Here is a 20,053-nt window from a genome sequence, read left to right as displayed (position 1 = left end):
ACCACAGGCACAGTGATCCCCGACCGCAGAAGCAAACCATTTGGAATGTGTTAAGAGAGTGAAAGCTGAGCAAATTGTTATAAATCGCCCGTTCAACTGACACAAGTGACAGCTGTGTCCGATTTCACCTTCACAGGACAGTTGTCCGATACAGCAATAAAGGCGCCTAGTATGTAACGGAAATGTAAAAGAGTTCTCACAACGAGGTAGGTGAGCGGTGTCCGTACGTGACCGCGTAGCGCAGATTTACGATCAGGTTTTGGTTCGCAATGCAGGAGAGCCCGAGTTCCATCAGGCCGCCGCAGAGGTCTTCGAGTCTCTTCACGTAGTGCTCGAACGCCACCCCCGCTACGCCGACGCCGGACTCATCGAGCGGCTCTGCGAGCCGGAACGCCAGATCATCTTCCGCGTGCCGTGGACCGACGACCAGGGCAACGTTCACGTCAACCGTGGCTTCCGCGTGCAGTACAACAGTGCACTCGGCCCCTACAAGGGCGGCCTGCGCTTCCACCCCAGCGTCAACCTGGGCATCGTGAAGTTCCTCGGCTTCGAGCAGATCTTCAAGAACTCACTCACCGGCCTGCCCATCGGCGGCGGCAAGGGTGGCTCGGACTTCGATCCCAAGGGCCGCTCCGACGCAGAGGTCATGCGCTTCTGTCAGTCCTTCATGACCGAACTGCAGCGTCACATCGGTGAATACACCGACGTTCCGGCCGGCGACATCGGCGTCGGCGGTCGCGAGATCGGCTACCTGTTCGGTCAGTACAAGCGGCTGACCAACACGTACGAGTCGGGCGTCCTCACCGGCAAGGGCATCACCTGGGGCGGATCGCAGGTTCGCACCGAGGCCACCGGCTACGGCGTCGCGTACTTCGTCGCCGAAATGCTCAAGGCGAAGGGTGAAGGCCTCGAAGGCAAGAACGTCGTGATCTCCGGATCCGGCAATGTCGCCATCTACGCAATCCAGAAGATCCACCAGCTCGGCGGCGTCGCGATCGCCTGCTCGGATTCCTCGGGATACATCGTGGACAAGAAGGGCATCGATCTCGACCTCCTCAAGGAGATCAAGGAAGTTCGCCGCGGCCGCATCAGCGAGTACGCCGACGCAGTTCCGCATGCCGAGTTCATCGCCGACGGTTCCATCTGGGACGTGCCGTGCGACGTCGCACTCCCCTGCGCGACTCAGAACGAGCTCGACGAAGATGCCGCAAAGACCTTGATCGCCAACGGCGTTCAGGCCGTTGCCGAAGGCGCGAACATGCCCACCACCCCCGGTGGCATCCAGCTCTTCCGTGACGCGAACGTAGCCTTCGCACCCGGCAAGGCGGCCAACGCCGGTGGCGTTGCAACCTCCGCTCTCGAAATGCAGCAGAATGCTTCGCGTGATTCCTGGAGCTTCGAGTACACCGACGAGCGTCTCGCCGGAATCATGCGCGGCATCCACAAGCGCACCATCAACACCGCTGCCGAGTACGGAAAGCCCGGCGACTACGTGCACGGCGCGAACATTGCCGGCTTCGTGAAGGTGGCCGACGCCATGATTTCACTGGGCGTCATCTAGAGATTTCCGCACCACAGACAGCAGTACAAAAAGGGTGATTTCACCCTGGACCGGTTCCCGTACATCGGACTGGTCGAATCAATACCTAGGCCTCGAGGGCCCTGGGTCCGCGAGGACCCAGGGCCCTCGAGCTTGCTCCGAGCAAATCGCCCGCGACGAGCACCGTAGGCGCGGCAATGATCCCAGACGGAACTCGTGGTGTCCTCCGAAACCGTTTTCCGCTCTGACGTCGAAAAACACCGTAAGTGGACGATTGTTTAGGTCCGCAGCGCGTGGGGCATATGGACTTATCTTCACATTTGTCCATTTCACAGTTGGACGATCGTTCATGTGGTAGAAATCACAACGCCTGGCGCAATTCGATCCGCAAATTTCAGCGGCGAGTATGCCCCCGAACAAGGCCTCAGCGTGTACCCCGCTTCGTAACGCGCCGAGCCTCCGGGTGCCTGTGCCAGGCGACGCACCTGTCTAGAGGAGGCCACCCATGTCCCCAGCGCTGCTGAACAACCCGGGACCGCTCATGTTGGGAGGCAAGCCCGCCTCCACAGCGGTCAACGACGTCATCCCACTGGCAAGCGATCTCGTAGATCACCTGTCCCGTGCCAACCCGACGTTGACTTCCCTCCAAACGGAGGCAGTTCGTCGGGAACTGATTGCGGTGATCGTGCAGGGGCTCCAAGTGGGGATCCAGCTATTGGATCACCGCAAACTTCCCACCGACCAAGAGTTGGACGGCATTCACACGATGACCGTCCAACAAGCATTGAAAGGCGTGCCACTCAGCGCGATCCTCAACTTGACCAACGAGGGCATCAGCACTTTTCGCACCCTCATCCTCAGCCGGGCCGACGCCGAGGACTCCGCCAATCTCGGGGATCTCAACGAGTTCTTGTTCGCACTTGCGCAGCGGCTTCACTCGTTCATCTCGATCAGCTATCTCTCGGCTCTTCCAGCCGGTTCCCAACTCGGGGAATACTCCGCCGGCGCCCTCGTGAAGGCCATGCTGGACGGCGACGATCCCACCCAGCTTGCGTTGCAGATGGGCGTCGAACTCGCACCCCGCTATCTCGTCCTGCGGCTCCTGGTGAACCTGCCGCCCATCCGCCCGGGAGCACGCAACGGCAACCACCAGCGCATACAGGCCTACCGTGACCTCTCCGTCGCTCAATCGAAAATCGCGGCCCACTTCGGGTCGGCGCTGCTCGAAGCTCCTGCACCGCAACGTGGTCTGGTCCTGATCGAGGGCACACCCGACTGGGGAACAGTGTGCGAGGTCATCCAACGTGCACGCGCAACGGTCGGGGTGGAGATCACAGCAATCGCCGAGAACGCCGCGGTACGAGATATCGCCGCCGCCCAAGCAACCACTCACGAATTGGCACAACTCGTGCGGCGCCTGAGACTGCCGGCGCGGTCGTACCGAATGGAAGACCTCGCGCTCGAGTATCAACTCACTCGGGGTGGCGTAGGCCGCGACAGCTTGATCAATCTTCTCAAGCCACTCGACGGCAATCCGGAACTGCTGCAGACATTGTCCATACATCTCGCCAACGGCCAGCATCGTCAGCGCACCGCGTCGGCGCTCGGCCTGCACACCAACACCGTCGACAATCGAATCAAGCGCATCGCAACCCTGACCGGATTGGATCCGGCCCTGCCCTCTGAACTGCTCAAACTGCGCGCTGCCATGATCTCGCTGACCTTCGCAAGCACTGATGTGGACAATCGTCCAGCGAAAATGTGAACACTCACATCCTCGCTATTAGCTGTCCACGTGTGGCGCCTGGACCCCACTTTTCCGCTCCGAACCGGGCTATAAAAGTGTGGTGCGAATCACCGCGCAAACCAGTAACAATTAAGGGGAAACACATGATCAACGGCCAGGATAACGCTCTCCTCGGTGCCTTCTTCGACACCATCCTGCAGCTCTTCAACGCGGGCAGCACCGGCACGGGCTCGACGGATGGCGGCGGCGTCTCCTAGGACGAATCTCGGGCCCTGTGCGAGAGAATCTCTCGCACAGGGCCCGCTCCAAGCCGCCTGACACTGTGATGGCGGTGACCACGGTGACCACCACGTCGCCACCGCTGAAACCAGGAGCAAGCACATGATCGCCGCACCAACCACAGGCGCTTTGGCCGTCGTTTTGAACACCGTCCTACAGATGTTCAACGCCGGCAGCAGTTTCCTCTACACCGACAACTCTCCGATTGGCGGCGGCGGCGAAACTCCCACGACGCCTGCTCCCTGATCGACTTACCCACTCGCATCACACAGTCGCGGCACAGACAGGAACCACCGTGATAAACCAGCACACCCTGGGCAGCCTGGTCATCGACTTCGGCTCACTCTCCCGAGCACTCGGCTTCGGCAACGGCTCCATCGTGTCGCTCGGCAGCACCGGAAGTGGCTGAAACAGCCCGCCTGACCACGTCGACGATCCCGTCGCCGCTCACCTTCTCACCACATCTCGAAACAGAAAGCAGGTCCCCCTGTGCCTACAATTCCGCTCACCGGCGACCCCATCGTCATCAACATCATCGTCCAGCTACTGAGCGCGGGCAGCAGCAATGCACTCGCACTGGGCGGAGTCGGTAGCAGCGGTCTCGGTAGCACCGGGCTCGGCAGCTTCGACTCGGCGAGCCTCGGCAGCGCTGCTTAGGACCTCACTTGTGATCGGCGTTCGATCCGCGTCTTCGGCCGCCGAAACAGTCCACGAAACCCACGTTGCCCTCCGTCATCTGTGACGGAGGGCAACGTGGTCGTTCAGGCGAGACGGCTCGCGGTTGCGCGATCAGGCCGTCCGCCGCGGTGAATCAACGCCAGTCTTCAGGTGGATCGCTATCGTCGTGCTCGATGGTCACGGACTCCGAACGATCGTCAGCTGCAGCCTTTTTCGCTGCTTCACGCATCTCGATTCCGTCGGACACCCAGTCGCCGATCTCGCGCGTCACGTCTCGAACGGCCCCGGCGATGATCATCGCGATCGAGCCCACGTGGTTGGCTGCACTTTCGGTCAGTTCCTGGACCGTGTCCTTGCGGCGTTCGAATTTCCCGACCATCAGTGTGTGCCTCTCAGGCTGCAGTTCGCTGGCGCTCGACGATAACACCGGGAGGGGTCGTCGACTTGACCAAACCGGGCGGAAGAGCGAGCTTGAAGATCTTGCCCCATACCGAACCGATCTGCTTGAAGAACCCACCGGTGTTGTACGGCAAACCGTACTTCCCACACAATTCCTTCACCTGGGGAGCGAGTTCCGGATAACGATGCGCAGGCAGGTCCGGGAACAGGTGGTGCTCGATCTGGTGCGAGAGGTTGCCGGACATGATGTGGAAGAGCGGGCTTCCCTCGATGTTGGCGCTGCCGAGCATCTGACGCACGTACCACTGCCCGCGAGTCTCGTCGGCCGTCTCGTCCTCGGTGAAGCTCTGGACACCGGTGGGGAAATGGCCACAGAAGATGATCGAGTACGTCCACACGTTCCGGACCAGGTTGGCGGTGACATTCCCCGCGAGAGTGGTCACGAACAGCGGCCCCGTGAGAACCGGGAAGATGACGTAGTCCTTGAGGACCTGCTTGCCCGCCTTGTTCCACCAGCCCTTCAGGAGCGGCTTGACGTCGTGCCACTTGCGCTTGCCCTGAATGACGTTCTCGATCTCGAGATCATGCATCATCACGCCCCACTCGAAGAGCACCATCAAGGCGAAGGCCCAGACCGGATTACCGAGGTAATAGGGGTTCCACTTCTGCGCGTCGTCGATACGCAGGATGCCGTATCCGATGTCGCGGTCTTTGCCGAGAATATTGGTGTACGTGTGATGCATGTAGTTGTGCGAGTGACGCCACTGGTCGGCCGGGCACACCGTATCCCATTCGAAGACTTCGGAATTGAGCCCTGGTTCACGCATCCAGTCGTACTGACCGTGCATGACGTTGTGGCCGATCTCCATGTTGTCGAGGATCTTGGACACGCTCAATGCACCGACTGCCGCGAGCCACACCGGAGGCAGGAAGCCGAGATACATCAAGCCGCGACCTGCGACCTCGAACCCGCGCTGAGCCTTGATGATCTTGTAGATGTACTCCCGATCCTCCGCCCCGAGCGAGGCGACGGTGCGATCGCGCAATGCGTCCAACTCGCGGCCGATCTCCTCGACCTGCTCGTACGTCAGGACGACGGGAGCGTCGTCCTTCGCATCGGAACCGTTGCCGAGGAACGGGAGGGTGGGAAGTGAAAGTCCAAACATGTCGGTCTCCAGACAGTCGTGTGGAAAATGGGACTTCAGATGTCGACGGTGACGTCGCCGACGGGAGCACTGACGCACAGCTGGATCTTCTTGTCCGGCTCGTCGTCTGTCTCACCGGTGCGCACGTTTCGGGTACGGCCCGCCTTCTTGACGGAGGTGCAGGAGAAGCAGATTCCCATCCGGCATCCGTACTCGGGATTGAGGCCCGCAGCTTCTGCTTGTTCGAGAAGTGTTTCGCCGGAGTTCTCGGCCGCCACCCCACTTTTGGTGAATGACACCTCGCCGCCGGCCTCCCCCGGCTCGGCCACCGCCGGCGCAAACTCCTCGGTGTTGAGCAAGTGCTCGACGTCGACCTCACGGAACACCTCACGCACTCCCCGCATCAGTCCGGGAGGTCCGCAGAGATAAGCCTGAGCGTCGATCGTGTCCGGATCGGCGATCCAAGGAGCCACCGCGTCGAGGTGCCCGCGATCGAAGAAACCTTCGAGGTCACCTCCACCGCTTTCGGTGTACACGAGTACCAGTTTCACGTTCGGGTTCTGCTCGGCGATGGTCTTCAGCGCGCGCGTGTACGCCACGTCGGCATCGGTGTTCGCGTAATGCACGAACACGATCTCGCCCGAGTGCTGCTCCTCCACCAGCGTCCGAAGCATCGACATGACCGGGGTGATTCCACTGCCGCCACTGATCAACAACACCCGACGCGGGCGGTCGACGGGAAGGGAGAACACCCCGTCTGCCTGCGAGAGGCTGACAACGAGCCCGGGCGCTGCGTTGGCGTACAGATACTGCGACACCAAGCCACCCGGATGCGCTTTGACGGTGAGCTCGATCAGCCCGCTGCGCGTAGACGCGCCCCCGGCCGGCGAGTAGCAGCGAGTGTGACGAACACCGTCGATCACCACGCCCAACTGCACGAACTGGCCCGCCTGAAAACCGCGCCACTGGCGAGTCGGGCGCAGCGTGAGAGTGACGGAGTCAGCCGTCGGATGGTCGACGGCGACAACCTGCGCGCGGATGTCACGAACGGTCGCCATCGGGTTGACCAACTCGAGGTACCGATCGATCTGATGTGGAGCAGCCATGGCTTCGATCAGTCCCACCAAGGACAGTCCGCGCCGAGGTGTGGACTTCGGTGTCGTGTTCTCAGGAGCAGATGCGATTGTCATGACCCTCCTCGTACTTCGATTGCCGGGTGTATCGATTGCTGGGCTAGCTTCCCCCGACTGCGTGAATTCAGTGTACAAATGTTCACCGAAGATAGTGTGACAGGTGCACATAAGTACATGTCAACAAGAATGTGATCCGAGTTACACGAGTTGCCGAAAGGAGCCGGAATGCCTGTACCTACACTCGACGTCGTGACGAAGGCCGGACCGGTGAACCCAGAGCGCAGGGAACCCGACAACAGGGAGCCGGAAAGTCGTGCCGCAAAGAAGGAACGCACACGCCAAGCACTCCTGGACACTGCCATGGACCTCTCGGCCGATCGCGGCTTCGCCGGAATCAGCCTGCGAGAGGTAGCCAGGGAAGCCGGGATCGTTCCGACGGCGTTCTACCGCCACTTCGCTTCACTGGAGGACGTCGGTGTCGTCCTCGTCGAAGAGAGCATGCGCATGTTGCGCCAGATGCTGCGCGACGCAAGGCGTAATCCCAGCACCAAGGACGCCGCTACGTCACTGGGCATCCTTGTGCGACAAGTGCATACACACGAGCGACAGTTTCGGTTCCTCTGCCGCGAACGCTACAGCGGCGTCAGTGAGGTACGACGTGCGATAGCCACTGAAATGCGGTTGTTCGTCAGCGAACTGACCATCGACCTCTCCAGAATTGCCGGACTGGAAAGCTGGTCGTCGGACGATCTGGAAATGGCTGCCGACCTGATCGTCTCGACGATGTTCAGTGCTGTCGTCGAACTGCTGGACGCCGGGACGGCCGGGTATCGCGACGAAGCCGCCGTCATCACACGAGCCGAGAAGCAACTGCGAGTCATCATGCTCGGAATGGCCACCTGGAATCCACCTCGAAACTGACCTCGGGTTCACCTTTTCGACGTACGGTGAGAGTCATGTCTTCCACGAGTACATACGAAATCCCCGTTGGCGACCTCACCTTCGACGTACTGATCTCGGGCCCGGACGACGGCATTCCGCTGGTAGCGCTGCATGGCTTCCCGGAGAGCGCCGCATCCTGGGGCAAGGTCACACCACTGCTCACCGCAGCGGGCTACCGCGTTATCGCACCGAATCAGCGCGGTTACTCCGCCGGCGCGCGCCCCGAAGGGGTGGATGCCTACAAGATCGAGCACCTGGTAGCCGACGTCGTCGGATTGCTCGACGCGCTCGGCCTGTCCGACGCGCATCTTGTCGGTCACGACTGGGGTTCGGCGGTCGCCTGGCAGGTCGCCGGTCGCCATCCGAACCGGATCCGCAGCCTAACGGCGATCTCGGTCCCCCACCCCACCGCCTTCGGTTGGGCACTCCGCGAGGACGAGGACCAGAAACAACGCTCGTCCTACATCGGACTTCTCCGACAGGAGGGAAAAGCCGAGGAAGTGTTGTCGGAGGACAACTTTCGCCGGCTGCGCGCCATGTTCGACGGCCAGATCGATCCTGAATTCGCCGACGAGCACATTCGTGTCCTGAGCGGGGAGGGCGCGCTGACCGGCGCCTTGAACTGGTACCGCGCGATGACCCGCGACTTCGGCGACATCGATCGCACCACCGTGCCGACCACGTATGTCTGGAGCACCGGCGACACAGCGCTCGGCCGCGCAGGCGCAGAACGCTGTGGTGAATTCGTGGACGCCCCCTACGAGTTCGTCGTGCTCGACGGCGGAAGTCACTGGATTCCGGAAGAGCGAGCCGAAGAGTTGGCCGAGGCGATCCTCGCACGTGCAGGATCCTGATCGCCGCGACGAATTCGGCTCTATGTATGTTGTCATACATAGAGCCGAATTGATTCCATCACCAGGAGTTCTGCGATGACCGAGACCGTTTCACCACCCCATCCTTTCGACGCTGCTGTCGGATTGACGCCACTCACCGCCGGCTTGTCGACCGGCGAGACCAATCCGGCGTACAACAACATGGTCGGGCCATTCGGCGGCGTCACCGCTGCCACGTTGCTCGAATCCGTACTGAAGCACCCCGAACGCCTCGGCGATCCGCTGTCGTTGACCGTCAACTTTGCCGGTCCGATCACCGAGGGCGCCTTCGAGATCTCCGCCCGGCCGGTGCGCACCAACCGCTCGACGCAGCACTGGTCCATCGAACTGTCTCAGGACGGAACCGTCGCCACTACCGCGACGGCAGTGTTCGGTACCAGGCGTGAAACCTGGTCGTCTACCGAGATCACGATGCCGGAAGTTCCGTCGGCCGAAGACGTTACGCTGCTGCCGTTCCCCGAGTTCATCGCCTGGGCACAGAACTACGAGATGCGCTTTGTCGAAGGTGCAATCCCCGACCTGGAGTCGGGCGAGCATCCCGACTCGACAACGACGCTCTGGGTGCGCGATCAACCGGCACGCGCTCTCGACTTCACGTCGCTGACCGCACTGTGCGATGTCTTCTTCCCACGAGTCTTCTTGCGCCGAGGCAAGATGGCTCCGGCTGGAACGGTCTCGATGACCATCTACTTCCACGCCGACGCTCAGACGCTGACCGAACAGGCAGACAATTCCGTGCTGGGAACCGCGCGGACCCAACGGTTCGGCAACGGGTACTTCGATCAGTCGGCCGAAATTTGGGGCAGTGACGGCGCATTGCTCGCTACGACACACCAGTTGGTCTACTTCAAGGATTGACGGGCAGCGCACTGTCCCCTTCCGGCGCCTTCACCATCGACAATGCGGCAAGGCCGACGCCGAGAACCACCAGCAGTCCGATGATGCCGGCACGGTCTGCACCGAAGAGCCATGCGAACAGGCCGAACAGTGTCGGTGCCAAAAACGACACTGCTCGGCCTGTGGTCGCATACAGGCCGAACATCTGACCTTCACGCCCAGGCGGGGTGATGCGCGCCAGGAAGGTTCGTGCCGAAGACTGAGCGGGCCCGACGAAGAGGCAGAGCGCGAGACCGAAGATCCAGAACATCACCGGCCCTGACACCGCGATCAGGATCGCGCCGACCACGATCATCGACGCCAGCGAGACGGTGATGACCTGTTTCGGTCCGATCCGATCGTCGAAACGTCCGGCCACCAATGCACCGATTGCGGAAATCACGTTGGCCGCAACACCGAACAACAGCACGTCGGCCGCACTGATTCCGTAGACGTTGACAGCCAGCACGGCTCCGAAGGTGAACACGCCCGCGAGACCGTCACGAAAGAGCGCGCTCGCGATCAGGTACCAGATCGTGCGCCTGTCGACGTTCCAGAGTTCGCGCAGATCGCGCCACAACACCCGATAGGAGTCGAGGAACCCGGCCTTGGACGCTCTCGGATCGACCGCGGGGCTGGGCAACTCGGGAACCTTGAAGAACACCGGAATCGCGAAGACCGCGAACCACACTGCAGCCAGCAGTGCCACCATCCGGATGTTCATGCCGCCGTCGGTGGTCAATCCCAGGAATCCCCGAGTGTCACCGTCGCCGACGATGAACCCGAAGTAGCACAGCAACAGCAGCACGATTCCGCCGAAATATCCCATGGCCCAGCCGAAGCCGGAGACTCTACCCAGATTCTCCGGTGTCGACACCTGCCGCATCATGGCGTTGTAGGGAACGCCGGCCAGTTCGAAGATCACCGAACCGATTGCGAGCAGAACCAATCCGAGCCACAGATAGCGGTAGTTGTCTTCGACGAAGTAGAGGCCCGCCATCGAGAGCACGGTGATGCCGGTCAGTATCGCGAGCGAGAGTTTACGTTTACCCGACGCATCGAAACGTTGTCCGGTGATCGGAGCGAGAATCGCGATGAAGAAGCCGGCGATTCCGAGTGCCCAGCTGAGCCACGTAGTTGCCGAAATCGTGCCGGGAAGGTCGTCACCGACCGCGTCGGTGAGATAAACCGAGAAGACGAACGTGAGGATCACTGCGTTGAATGCGGCCGATCCCCAATCCCACAGCCCCCATGCGAACACTTGACTCTTCGTGGCCGCACCGCCGATGCCTGCGGGTGGCTCTGCCTGCGTGCTCGTGGACTCGGCGCTCATACGGCGAAGCCTAACTGCGCGCGGGCGACTCGGCGCCTCTCTCCGAAGTCGACATACAAGACGCTCTATGCACCCGAGTTAGTACGCACTTAGTTGCATACGCACCTGAGTGCATAGATACTTTTTCCATGGCACTCGAACATGCGTTGCTCGTCTCCCTTTCCGAACAGGATGCGTCGGGATACGACCTCACACGCCGGTTCGACAAGTCGATCGGCTTCTTCCACAGCGCGACGCACCAGCAGATCTACCGAGTCCTCAAGCGAATGGACGAGGCAGGCTGGGTGGAGGTGGAGGCCATCGCGCAGGACGGCCGACCGGGCAAGAAGATGTACCGCGTCAGCGATGCCGGCCGCGCCGAACTGACCCGATGGATCGCAGAGCCGTCCGAACCGAACCACCTGCGCAACGAGTTGGCCATCAAGATCAGGGCCGCTGCGCACGCCGATCTCCCCGCTCTACGACGCGAAGTCGCTCGCCACCGCGACGGCCACGCCGCCCGCCTCGACGTCTACCGACTCATCGAAAAGCGTGACTTCCCCAATCCAGCAGCGCTTTCCGGCTCTTCACTGCATCAGTACCTCGTACTTCGCGGCGGCATCCGCGTCGAGGAAGGATTCACCGACTGGTGCCAGGAAGTTCTGGACGCATTGCCCACTGGCGAGTACGCCACCGAAGACACCGGCGAGTACGCCACCGAAGACACTGGCGAGCCCGCCACCGAAGACACTGGCGAGTACGCCACGGAAGGACATCTTCAGTCATGACGGATACACAGTTCCCCCGCCTGCTCGAACCGCTCGACCTCGGATTCACGACGCTGAAGAACCGCGTCGTCATGGGATCGATCCACACCGGCCTCGAAGATCGCGCGAAGGACACCGACCGCTTGGCCGAGTACTTCGCCGAACGTGCCCGTGGCGGAGTCGGCTTGATCATCACCGGCGGCTACGCGCCCAACCGCACCGGTTGGCTCTTACCCTTCGGTGCCAAGCTGACCAACCGCATCGAAGCGCGCCGTCACCGCCGGATCACCAAGGCGGTTCACGACGCGGGTGGAAAGATCGCCATGCAGATCCTGCACGCCGGCCGCTACAGCTACCAGCCGTTCAGTGTCTCCGCGTCGTCGATCAAGGCGCCCATCAATCCGTTCCGTCCGCGCAAGCTGACCGGCCGTGGGGTGCGTTGGCAGATCCGCAACTACGTTCGCTGCGCGCGTCTGGCCAAGTCCGCGGGTTACGACGGCGTCGAAATCATGGGCGGTGAGGGCTACTTCATCAACCAGTTCCTCTGCGAGCGCACGAACAAGCGCACCGACCAGTGGGGCGGCAGTTCCGAGAACCGTCGACGCATGGCAGTCGAAATCGTGCGACGCACACGCAAGGCCGTCGGCCCGAACTTCATCATCGTGTTCCGGTTGTCGATGGCAGACCTGGTCGAGGGCGGTCAGACCTGGGATGAAATCGTCTCATTGGCAAAGGAAGTCGAAGCTGCCGGCGCCACGATCATCAACACCGACATCGGATGGCACGAGTCACGGGTGCCCACCATCGTCACCTCGGTTCCCCGAGCAGCCTTCGTGGACATCACGAGCAAGCTCGAGAAGCACGTCGACATTCCGGTAGCCGCCTCGAATCGGATCAACATGCCCGAGACTGCCGAAGAGATCCTCAACCGCGGTGACGCGCAGTTGATTTCGATGGCCAGGCCGATGCTCGCCGATCCCGACTGGGTGAACAAGGCAGAACGCGGAGCGCCCGACGAGATCAACACGTGCATTGCCTGCAACCAAGCCTGCCTCGACCACGCCTTCGTTCACAAGCAGGTCTCCTGCCTGCTCAATCCGCGCGCGGGCCGTGAGACCACGCTGATCCTCTCCCCCACTCGGCGGACCAAGAATCTCGCCGTCGTCGGCGCCGGTCCTGCCGGACTTTCCGCAGCACTCAATCTTGCTCAGCGTGGTCATTCGGTCACGTTGTTCGAGGCCTCGGACAAGATCGGCGGGCAATTCGGGATCGCACAGCTCATTCCGGGTAAGGAAGAGTTCGCCGAGACCATTCGCTACTACACCCGCATGCTGGACGTGGCCGGAGTGACGGTCAAGCTCGAAACCCGCGTCGCACCAGCAGATCTCATCGGATCCTTCGACGAAGTGGTGGTTGCCACCGGCGTGACGCCGCGCGTTCCCAAGATCCCCGGCATCGAGAACTCGAAGGTGCTGACCTACGCCGAGGTCGTCCGAGAGGGCAAGCCCGTCGGCAAGTCCGTCGCCGTCATCGGTGCCGGCGGCATCGGCGTCGACGTGAGCGAATTCCTCACGCACCCCACTTCCCCCACTCTTCATCTCAAGGAGTGGAAGCAGGAATGGGGCGTCACCGAACCCGAAATGGCCCCGGGCGCTCTCACCACTCCGGTACCAGAGCTCTCCGAGCGGGAGGTCTATCTCCTCCAACGCAAGCCAGGACGCATCGGCGCCGGCCTCGCGAAGACCACCGGCTGGGTCCACCGGGCGGCCCTCAAGAACAAGGGCGTCCACGAGCTCTCGGGCGTCAACTACGAGCGCATCGACGACGCCGGCCTGCATATCACCTTCGGTGAGAAGCACGAGAAGCCCCGACTTCTCGAGGTCGACACCATCGTCATCTGCGCCGGGCAGGAGTCGGTTCGCGATCTGGTGGACGAACTGACCGTCGCGGGTGTGGTGACCCACATCATCGGCGGCGCGGATGTCGCTGGCGAACTCGACGCCAAGCGTGCCATCGAACAGGGCACACGACTGGCCGCGAAGATCTGACCGGCTACGCTGACTGATCGTGAGCCTGCCGACACCCACAACCACAGCCCGCGCCGTAGTGACCGGCGCCTCCTCCGGCATCGGAGAGGCACTGGCCGCTGATCTGGCATCACGCGGACACTCCCTGATCCTCGTTGCCCGTCGTGGCGAGGTCATGGAGGCCCTCGCCGAGAAGCTTCGCGCCGCGCACGGCGTCGAGGTGGAGGTCCGTGCATCGGACCTCTCCGACAGCGCGGCGCGTGCCGTTCTGGTCGAGGAACTCGGTGGCCGCGACATCAGCATCCTGTGCAACAACGCCGGTATCGCCACCTTCGGGCCGATCGCCGAGCTGGACCCGGCCTACGAGCGCGACCAGGTCGAGCTCAACGCCGTTGCAGTGCACGATCTCACGCTGGCCGTGCTGCCCGGCATGCTCGCGCGCAAGTCCGGAGCCATCCTGATGGTCGGGTCCGCGGCCGGCAACATGCCGATCCCCAACAACGCGACGTACGCAGCCACCAAGGCGTTCGTGAACACCTTTGCGGAATCGTTGCGAGGTGAACTCAAGGGCACCGGAGTGAACGTCACCCTGCTCGCCCCAGGCCCCGTACGCACCGAAACCCCGGACCCGGCCGAAGCGTCGATCGTCGACAAGCTCGTCCCGGACTTCTTCTGGATCTCGAGCGAGTACACCGCCAAGGTCTCGCTCGACGGCCTGGCCGAGAACAAAATGCGCGTCGTACCGGGCATCTTGAGCAAGGCGATGTCCGTCGCGGGCGGTTACAGCCCGCGTGCGGTCGTTGCGCCGATCGTGGGCACGTTCTACAAGAAGCTCGGCGGCTGATTCACGCAAACTTCTCAGAGCAGGCCATAGCAGACCGTATAGTCGGTTAATGGCGATGCGAAGAACACTGGCAGTCGGGGCAATCCTTCTTTTGACCGGAGGGTTGCCCTTACTGCTGCCCACGGCAGCGAAGGCATGTTCGTGCGCATCATCGGCTACCCCGGAAGAAGCCGTGAGCGTCTCCAGCACCGTTTTCCTCGGGACTCCGACGGAGAAAACTTCGGACGGATTCGAGGACACCTACCTGTTCGACGTCAGCCGGGTCTACAAAGGCGATCTGGCATCGGTGACGTCGGTGGGGACACTCGCGAACGGGAACGGTTGTGGCACAAGCTACGTGCTCGGCACCGAGCAGCTGATGTTCGTTTCTGCGCCGTACGACGTCGACGCCGAGCACGAGGGGCACAGCTGCGGGCCGGCTACCGAAACCGGGTTCGACATCCAAGCGGCGGTCGAGTCCGTGTACGGCGCCGGTTACGCCCCGAGCCCCGGCGGAACTCCGTCCGCTGGTGTGTCCGCCGACCGATCGACGGTCATCGGCGGAGGCGCCGCGGTGGCATTGCTCGCGGTGCTCGGTTGGTTCGGATGGAAGCGGCGGCGAGCACAGTGAGTCGACAGGCACAGTGAGTCGAGCCCGTCAGGGCCGCGTCAACCTCGTTCGGCGGCGCGTCAAGTAAGCGTCAAGAACCACCCCACCGGTGATCTTCGGGAGTAGATCTGAAGGTAGCCCGCAACACGGCGGGTCACCTTCAGGAGATCGACGTGACGCTACTCGAAATCTTCCCCTCCCTACGCGGCGCAATGACACCGCGTATGGATCCTGCGTTGTGGCCCATCAGTACTCGCCACGACCACAGCGGGCGTGTCTGCATCGGCGACGTCTCCCTCGAAGAGATCGCGGACCAGTACGGCACACCGACGTACGTCGTCGACGAGGCGGACGTGCGGCACCGCTGCCGCACGTATCGAGAGATCTTCCCCGACTCGGAGATCGTGTACGCCGGCAAGGCACTGATGATTCGAGCGATGGCTACCTGGGTCTCCGACGAGGGACTCGGGGTGGATGTCTGTTCCGCCGGTGAACTCGCCGTCGCGCTTGCCGCGGGCGTGGACCCCCACCGAATCATCCTGCACGGCAATGCCAAATCGGTTTCCGAACTGAGGGCGGCGGTCAACGCGGGTGTCGGCCGGATCGTCCTCGACTCCCCCAGCGAAGCGGTACGGCTCGCGTCGGTGTGTACCCACCGACAGAAGGTGTTGATCAGAGTCACACCCGGCATCGACATACACGGACACAAGGCAGTGTCCACGGGCATCGTGGACCAAAAGTTCGGCCTACCAGCGTTTTCCGAAGAACTGGAACATACGGTATCCGTCGTCGCCAACGCGACGCACCTGCAGCTCATCGGCCTGCATTGCCATCTCGGCTCCCAGATCACCGATCCCGAACTCTTCCGCCCCGCGATCGAGACGATGATCGCACAGATGGACGACATACGACGCACGCATCGAATCATCCTCACCGAACTCGATCTCGGCGGTGGCCATGGGATCGCCTACGTGCCGGGAGATGCCCAATTGGATCTGACCCGCCTCGCTCACGTCATCGACGAAACTCTCGACGACGCGTGCACCCGAAACCGCTTCCCTCGCCCCGAAATCGTGCTCGAGCCTGGCCGAGCGATCGCTGCGCGGGCCGGAGTCACGCTCTATCGCGTACAGAACATCAAGTCGATCAGCGGGGGACGAACCTTCGTCTCCGTCGACGGCGGGATGAGCGACAACCCTCGGGTGTCGTTGTACGACAGCCACTACGACGTCGAACTGGTGAACCGGCATTCGCGCGCACCGCTCCAGGAAGTAACCGTCGCCGGGCGACACTGCGAATCGGGCGACGAAATTGCCGTCGGAGCAAGGCTTCCCGCCGACCTACATGAAGGTGACCTGTTGGCAGTGCCGTGTACGGGCGCATACCACCACAGCATGGCCTCCACCTACAACAGCGTCGGCCGGCCGCCGGTCGTCGCCGTGCTGGGCGGGATTGCGCGACCGTTGATCAGGCGCGAATCGATCAACGACCTGCTGGCCCGCGAGGTCGGCATCTGACCTCGCGGGCGCCTGAGCCTCAGCGCCTGCGGCGACTACCGGTGCCGAAGATGTTTCGCGAAATCTCGCGTCCCGCAGCCGAAGCCGCCGAGCGCAGGAAACTCTTGACAGCCGAGTTGCCCAAGATCTGCTCGGCGATGTTGGGGCCCTCCGGCTCGGCCGGCGGCGGTGGCGGCAGATCGGGCAGCGACGGAAGATCCAGGGACTGATCCGCCGTCGGAGCACCGGCCACCTTGGCCGTCAGCTTCTCGTACGCCGACTCGCGGTCGATGGTCTGGCCGTACTTCTGATTCAGCGGACTCGACGACGCGGCCGCCTTGATCGCGTCGTTGCCGATGGTGTCCATCAGCGACCTCGGAGGACGAATCTTGGTCCAGGCCACCGGCGTCGGCGCACCCTTTTCCGAGAGTACGGTCACGATGGCTTCACCGATGCCGAGTGAAGTCAGTGCCTTTTCCAGGTCATAGTGCTCGGTTTTCGGGTACGTGCGGACGGTCTTGTTGAGGGCTTTCTGATCGTCGGGCGTGAAGGCACGCAGGGCGTGCTGAACCCGCGCACCCAACTGTGACAGCACCGAATTCGGAATGTCGGTCGGAAGTTGTGTGCAGAAGAACACGCCGACGCCCTTGGAACGAATGAGCTTGACCGTCTGTTCCACCTGCTGCAGGAAGGCCTTCGACGCGTCCGCGAACAGAAGGTGCGCCTCGTCGAAGATGAACACGAGCTTCGGCTTGTCCAGATCTCCCTCTTCGGGCAGCGTCTGGAACAGGTCCGCGAGCACCCACATCAGGAAGGTGGAGAACATTGCCGGGCGCGCCGCCTGGGCACCGAGTTCGAACAGCGTGATCACACCGGCACCGCCGACGACACGCAGCAGGTCCTCGGTTTCGAGTTCCGGTTCACCGAAGAAGGTGTCACCGCCGTCGGCTTCGAGGTTGACCAACGCGCGCAGAATCACTCCCGCCGTCGCGGAGGAAACTCCGCCGATACCCTTCAGATCGGCCTTGCCCTCAGCGCTCGTCAGGTGCGCGATGACCGAACGCAGATCCTTGAGGTCCAGCAGGGCGAGGCCCTGAGTGTCGGCCCAGTGGAAGATCAGCCCTAGAGTCGACTCCTGGGTCTCGTTGAGGCCCAACACTTTACTGAGCAGGATCGGCCCGAAACTGGTGATGGTCGCGCGCACCGGGATACCGATTCCGTCGGTACCCAACGACAAGAACTCGACCGGCATCCCAGCGGGAGTCCACGAATCGTCGCCCGTCTCGACTGCGCGAGACTTCATCTTCTCGCTCGGATCCCCCGCCTTCGACAGACCCGAGAGATCGCCCTTGACGTCGGCCATCACAACCGGCACACCCGCGGCGGACAGCTGCTCGGCGATACCCTGCAACGTCTTGGTCTTGCCGGTACCCGTCGCACCGGCGATCAGACCGTGACGGTTGATCGTCGCCAACGGAATCCGCACCCGCGCGGTGGGATCTGCCACACCGTCGATCACCACCGAGCCGAGCTCGAGTGCCCGCCCCTCGGATGAATAGCCCGCCGCGATTTCAGCGGCAGCACCCGAGGGCGCCTGAGCAGCGGGGGTGGCTCCGGCCGATGCTTCGGCCTCAGCGGCAGCCGCTTCCTTCTCGGCTTCCTCAGCTGCTGCAGCGGCTTCAGCTGCAATCCGAGCGGCTTCGGCAGCGGCAGCCTTGGCAGCTTTCGCCTTCTCCGCCGGCGTCAGCGGCGCTGCTCCGTCCTTCGGATCCACGGTCATCGAAAAGCCCTCCTCGTTGCAATGCGGCGAAGTTCTTGTCATCACCCGAACGCCGTCTCACACACGTCGAGTTTCCACCGCAGACCTTATCCCGCTCCCGCGCGCACTACTGTGTTCCTGGTGCAGGACAAATTGGTATGGATCGATTGTGAAATGACCGGGCTGCGACTCGAGTCGGACAAACTCATCGAGATTGCGGCTCTGGTGACCGACAGCGACTTGAACATCTTGGGCGAAGGTGTGGACATCGTCATCCACGCCGACGACGACGCGTTGGCTGCAATGCCCGACGTCGTGAAGAAGATGCACGCAAAGTCGGGACTGACCGAAGAGGTTCGTAAGTCGACGGTCACCCTCGCCGAGGCGGAGAAAGAGGTGCTCGCGTACATCCGCAAGCACGTTCCCGTCTCCGGTACGGCTCCCTTGGCAGGCAATTCAATCGCCACCGACCGCGGATTCATCTCACGGGACATGACGGCACTGGACACATACCTGCACTACCGGATGATCGACGTCAGCTCCATCAAGGAACTCTCCCGCCGCTGGTACCCGCGAATCTACTTCGGCCAGCCCGAAAAAGGTCTCGCCCACCGGGCGCTCGCCGACATCAAGGAATCCATCCGCGAACTCAAGTACTACCGCGGCACTGCATTCGTCGCGGCGCCCGGACCGTCGAGCGCGGAGATCGCAGCCGTCGTAGAGGGCTTGGGTCCCGCCTGACCTGCCGATTGGCTTCCTGACCGACTTTCGCGCTAGTATCTCTTTCGTCAAAGCAGCCGGGTCAAACCGGTGGCCGAGGCAATGGTGGGCGTAGTTCAGTTGGTAGAGCACCAGGTTGTGATCCTGGCTGTCGCGGGTTCGAGTCCCGTCGCTCACCCAAGCGGAACCCCCGAGAATGTCGGAAGACATTTTCGGGGGTTCTTTTGGTTTGTGCGCCAGCCCCAATCTCCCCTTCCACAGCCGGGTGAACGTATCGCTCCCCTTCTCTGACGGGGGCAGCGATACGTTCACCCGAAGTGGGTGGGGTGGCGACCGCGACAAATCGCGCGCTCCCGAGCAACCCGTGCCCGAGCTGAGCGAACGTACCTCTGGTCGCTTCAGATAGACCGAAAGCCACTTTCGCTCGCATCGGGGCGGCCGGAATGGCCGCAAATCACCCACCCGACGATCACTCGGGCGACGGTTCCGGCTCCCAGACACCTACGACGGTCCCCTCGCGAACATGTCGCTCGTACGCCGAAACCTTGTCGTGGATGACGTTCAGGTTTTCCTGCATCGCAGCGATCCTGGATCGAATCAACTCCTCATGCGACTGTAAAAGTGAAAGCCGCTCCTTCTCGTTTCCCGGCCCTGACCTGACCAGAGCGGCGAATTCGCGGATCGTGGCGATCGGCATACCCGAGTCTCGGAAGCGATTACACAGCTTCAACCAAGAGACATCGCTGTCGGAGTAGACCCGACGCCCACCTGCCGAGCGCGCCACCTCGTGAACGAGCAATTCCTCACGTTCGAAGTATCGAAGGGAATCGATACTGATTCCGGTCTGGACAGCGACGTCACCGATTGACAGTTCGCGCATTGCCTGGCGACCTTTCCTTGACCTGGA

General features: G+C 62.3%; 18 protein-coding genes, 1 tRNA gene and 1 pseudogene. 14 read left to right on the top strand and 6 right to left on the bottom strand.

All coding sequences use genetic code 11. The features are described from left to right. The first annotated feature begins 217 nt into the window (after positions 1–217). From gdhA to QM609_RS07395, 4 genes are all read left to right on the top strand, one after another. Positions 218–1,561: an NADP-specific glutamate dehydrogenase gene (gene gdhA / locus QM609_RS07410; RefSeq protein ID WP_003945368.1), complete on the top strand. Its 1,344-nt coding sequence runs from the start codon at positions 218–220 to the stop codon at positions 1,559–1,561. A gap of 484 nt (positions 1,562–2,045) precedes the next feature. Next, entirely contained in the window at positions 2,046–3,305 is a 1,260-nt protein-coding gene (locus QM609_RS07405) for a PucR family transcriptional regulator (RefSeq protein WP_047270262.1), read from the top strand. A gap of 363 nt (positions 3,306–3,668) precedes the next feature. Beyond that, complete coding sequence (locus QM609_RS07400; protein WP_003945326.1) at positions 3,669–3,812, top strand: hypothetical protein; 144 nt, start codon at positions 3,669–3,671, stop codon at positions 3,810–3,812. Positions 3,813–4,055: 243 nt separating this feature from the next. Then, positions 4,056–4,223 (top strand): hypothetical protein, encoded by a 168-nt coding sequence (locus tag QM609_RS07395; RefSeq protein WP_003945367.1) that lies wholly within the window; start codon positions 4,056–4,058, stop codon positions 4,221–4,223. Between the two features lie 154 nt (positions 4,224–4,377). Here the strand turns inward: QM609_RS07395 and QM609_RS07390 are convergent, their stop codons facing one another. The 3 genes from QM609_RS07390 to QM609_RS07380 are packed head-to-tail and all read right to left on the bottom strand — an operon-like array spanning position 4,378 to position 6,978. Further along, entirely contained in the window at positions 4,378–4,623 is a 246-nt protein-coding gene (locus QM609_RS07390) for a hypothetical protein (RefSeq protein WP_003945295.1), read from the bottom strand. 13 nt (positions 4,624–4,636) lie between these two features. Continuing rightward, complete coding sequence (locus QM609_RS07385; protein ID WP_003945297.1) at positions 4,637–5,809, bottom strand: fatty acid desaturase family protein; 1,173 nt, start codon at positions 5,807–5,809, stop codon at positions 4,637–4,639. Positions 5,810–5,844: 35 nt separating this feature from the next. Then, positions 5,845–6,978: a ferredoxin reductase gene (locus tag QM609_RS07380; protein ID WP_050656813.1), complete on the bottom strand. Its 1,134-nt coding sequence runs from the start codon at positions 6,976–6,978 to the stop codon at positions 5,845–5,847. 168 nt (positions 6,979–7,146) lie between these two features. On the opposite strand from QM609_RS07380, the gene QM609_RS07375 reads away from it, so the two are divergent. From QM609_RS07375 to QM609_RS07365, 3 genes are all read left to right on the top strand, one after another. After that, positions 7,147–7,842: a TetR family transcriptional regulator gene (locus QM609_RS07375; protein WP_003945327.1), complete on the top strand. Its 696-nt coding sequence runs from the start codon at positions 7,147–7,149 to the stop codon at positions 7,840–7,842. A 35-nt stretch (positions 7,843–7,877) separates the two neighbouring features. Then, a complete protein-coding gene (locus QM609_RS07370) occupies positions 7,878–8,717 on the top strand; it encodes an alpha/beta fold hydrolase (RefSeq protein ID WP_003945355.1) in 840 nt (279 codons plus the stop codon). A 75-nt stretch (positions 8,718–8,792) separates the two neighbouring features. Then, positions 8,793–9,614 (top strand): acyl-CoA thioesterase, encoded by an 822-nt coding sequence (locus QM609_RS07365; RefSeq protein ID WP_050656812.1) that lies wholly within the window; start codon positions 8,793–8,795, stop codon positions 9,612–9,614. On the opposite strand, the gene QM609_RS07360 is transcribed toward QM609_RS07365, so the two are convergent. Further along, a complete protein-coding gene (locus tag QM609_RS07360; protein WP_050656811.1) occupies positions 9,604–10,965 on the bottom strand; it encodes an MFS transporter in 1,362 nt (453 codons plus the stop codon). The genes QM609_RS07365 and QM609_RS07360 overlap by 11 nt on opposite strands. 128 nt (positions 10,966–11,093) lie before the next feature. On the opposite strand from QM609_RS07360, the pseudogene QM609_RS07355 reads away from it, so the two are divergent. The 5 genes and pseudogenes from QM609_RS07355 to lysA form a co-directional block, all read left to right on the top strand. Next, a pseudogene (locus QM609_RS07355) lies at positions 11,094–11,618 on the top strand (PadR family transcriptional regulator); the annotation flags it as partial. 110 nt (positions 11,619–11,728) lie between these two features. Then, entirely contained in the window at positions 11,729–13,759 is a 2,031-nt protein-coding gene (locus QM609_RS07350) for an NADPH-dependent 2,4-dienoyl-CoA reductase (RefSeq protein WP_076948652.1), read from the top strand. 19 nt (positions 13,760–13,778) lie between these two features. Then, positions 13,779–14,582: a mycolate reductase gene (cmrA, locus tag QM609_RS07345; RefSeq protein ID WP_007733327.1), complete on the top strand. Its 804-nt coding sequence runs from the start codon at positions 13,779–13,781 to the stop codon at positions 14,580–14,582. Between the two features lie 172 nt (positions 14,583–14,754). Beyond that, positions 14,755–15,192, top strand: coding sequence for an LPXTG cell wall anchor domain-containing protein (locus QM609_RS07340; RefSeq protein ID WP_050656808.1), 438 nt, complete (start codon positions 14,755–14,757; stop codon positions 15,190–15,192). Positions 15,193–15,344: 152 nt separating this feature from the next. Beyond that, the gene (lysA, locus tag QM609_RS07335) at positions 15,345–16,688 is read left to right on the top strand and encodes a diaminopimelate decarboxylase (protein WP_042923884.1); all 1,344 of its coding nucleotides are present in this window, start codon (positions 15,345–15,347) and stop codon (positions 16,686–16,688) included. A gap of 19 nt (positions 16,689–16,707) precedes the next feature. On the opposite strand, the gene QM609_RS07330 is transcribed toward lysA, so the two are convergent. Next, on the bottom strand, positions 16,708–18,447 hold the full coding sequence (locus tag QM609_RS07330; protein WP_050656807.1) for a helicase HerA-like domain-containing protein: 1,740 nt from the start codon (positions 18,445–18,447) through the stop codon (positions 16,708–16,710). Positions 18,448–18,567: 120 nt separating this feature from the next. Here QM609_RS07330 and orn point away from each other — a divergent pair, with 120 nt between their 5' ends. Together orn and QM609_RS07320 are read left to right on the top strand one after the other, a co-directional pair. Continuing rightward, entirely contained in the window at positions 18,568–19,167 is a 600-nt protein-coding gene (gene orn, locus QM609_RS07325) for an oligoribonuclease (RefSeq protein ID WP_076948676.1), read from the top strand. Between the two features lie 84 nt (positions 19,168–19,251). Then, positions 19,252–19,324, top strand: a tRNA-His gene (locus tag QM609_RS07320). 291 nt (positions 19,325–19,615) lie between these two features. Here QM609_RS07320 and QM609_RS07315 read toward each other — a convergent pair. Then, the gene (locus QM609_RS07315; protein ID WP_050656805.1) at positions 19,616–20,026 is read right to left on the bottom strand and encodes a MerR family transcriptional regulator; all 411 of its coding nucleotides are present in this window, start codon (positions 20,024–20,026) and stop codon (positions 19,616–19,618) included. Positions 20,027–20,053: the final 27 nt, after the last annotated feature.

Origin of the sequence: Rhodococcus sp. IEGM 1302 (assembly GCF_030056935.1) — a bacterium.
GTDB lineage: Bacteria > Actinomycetota > Actinomycetes > Mycobacteriales > Mycobacteriaceae > Rhodococcus_F > Rhodococcus_F qingshengii.
Note: the sequence above shows the minus strand (reverse complement) of the source record. Positions and strands in the feature narration are given on the sequence as shown.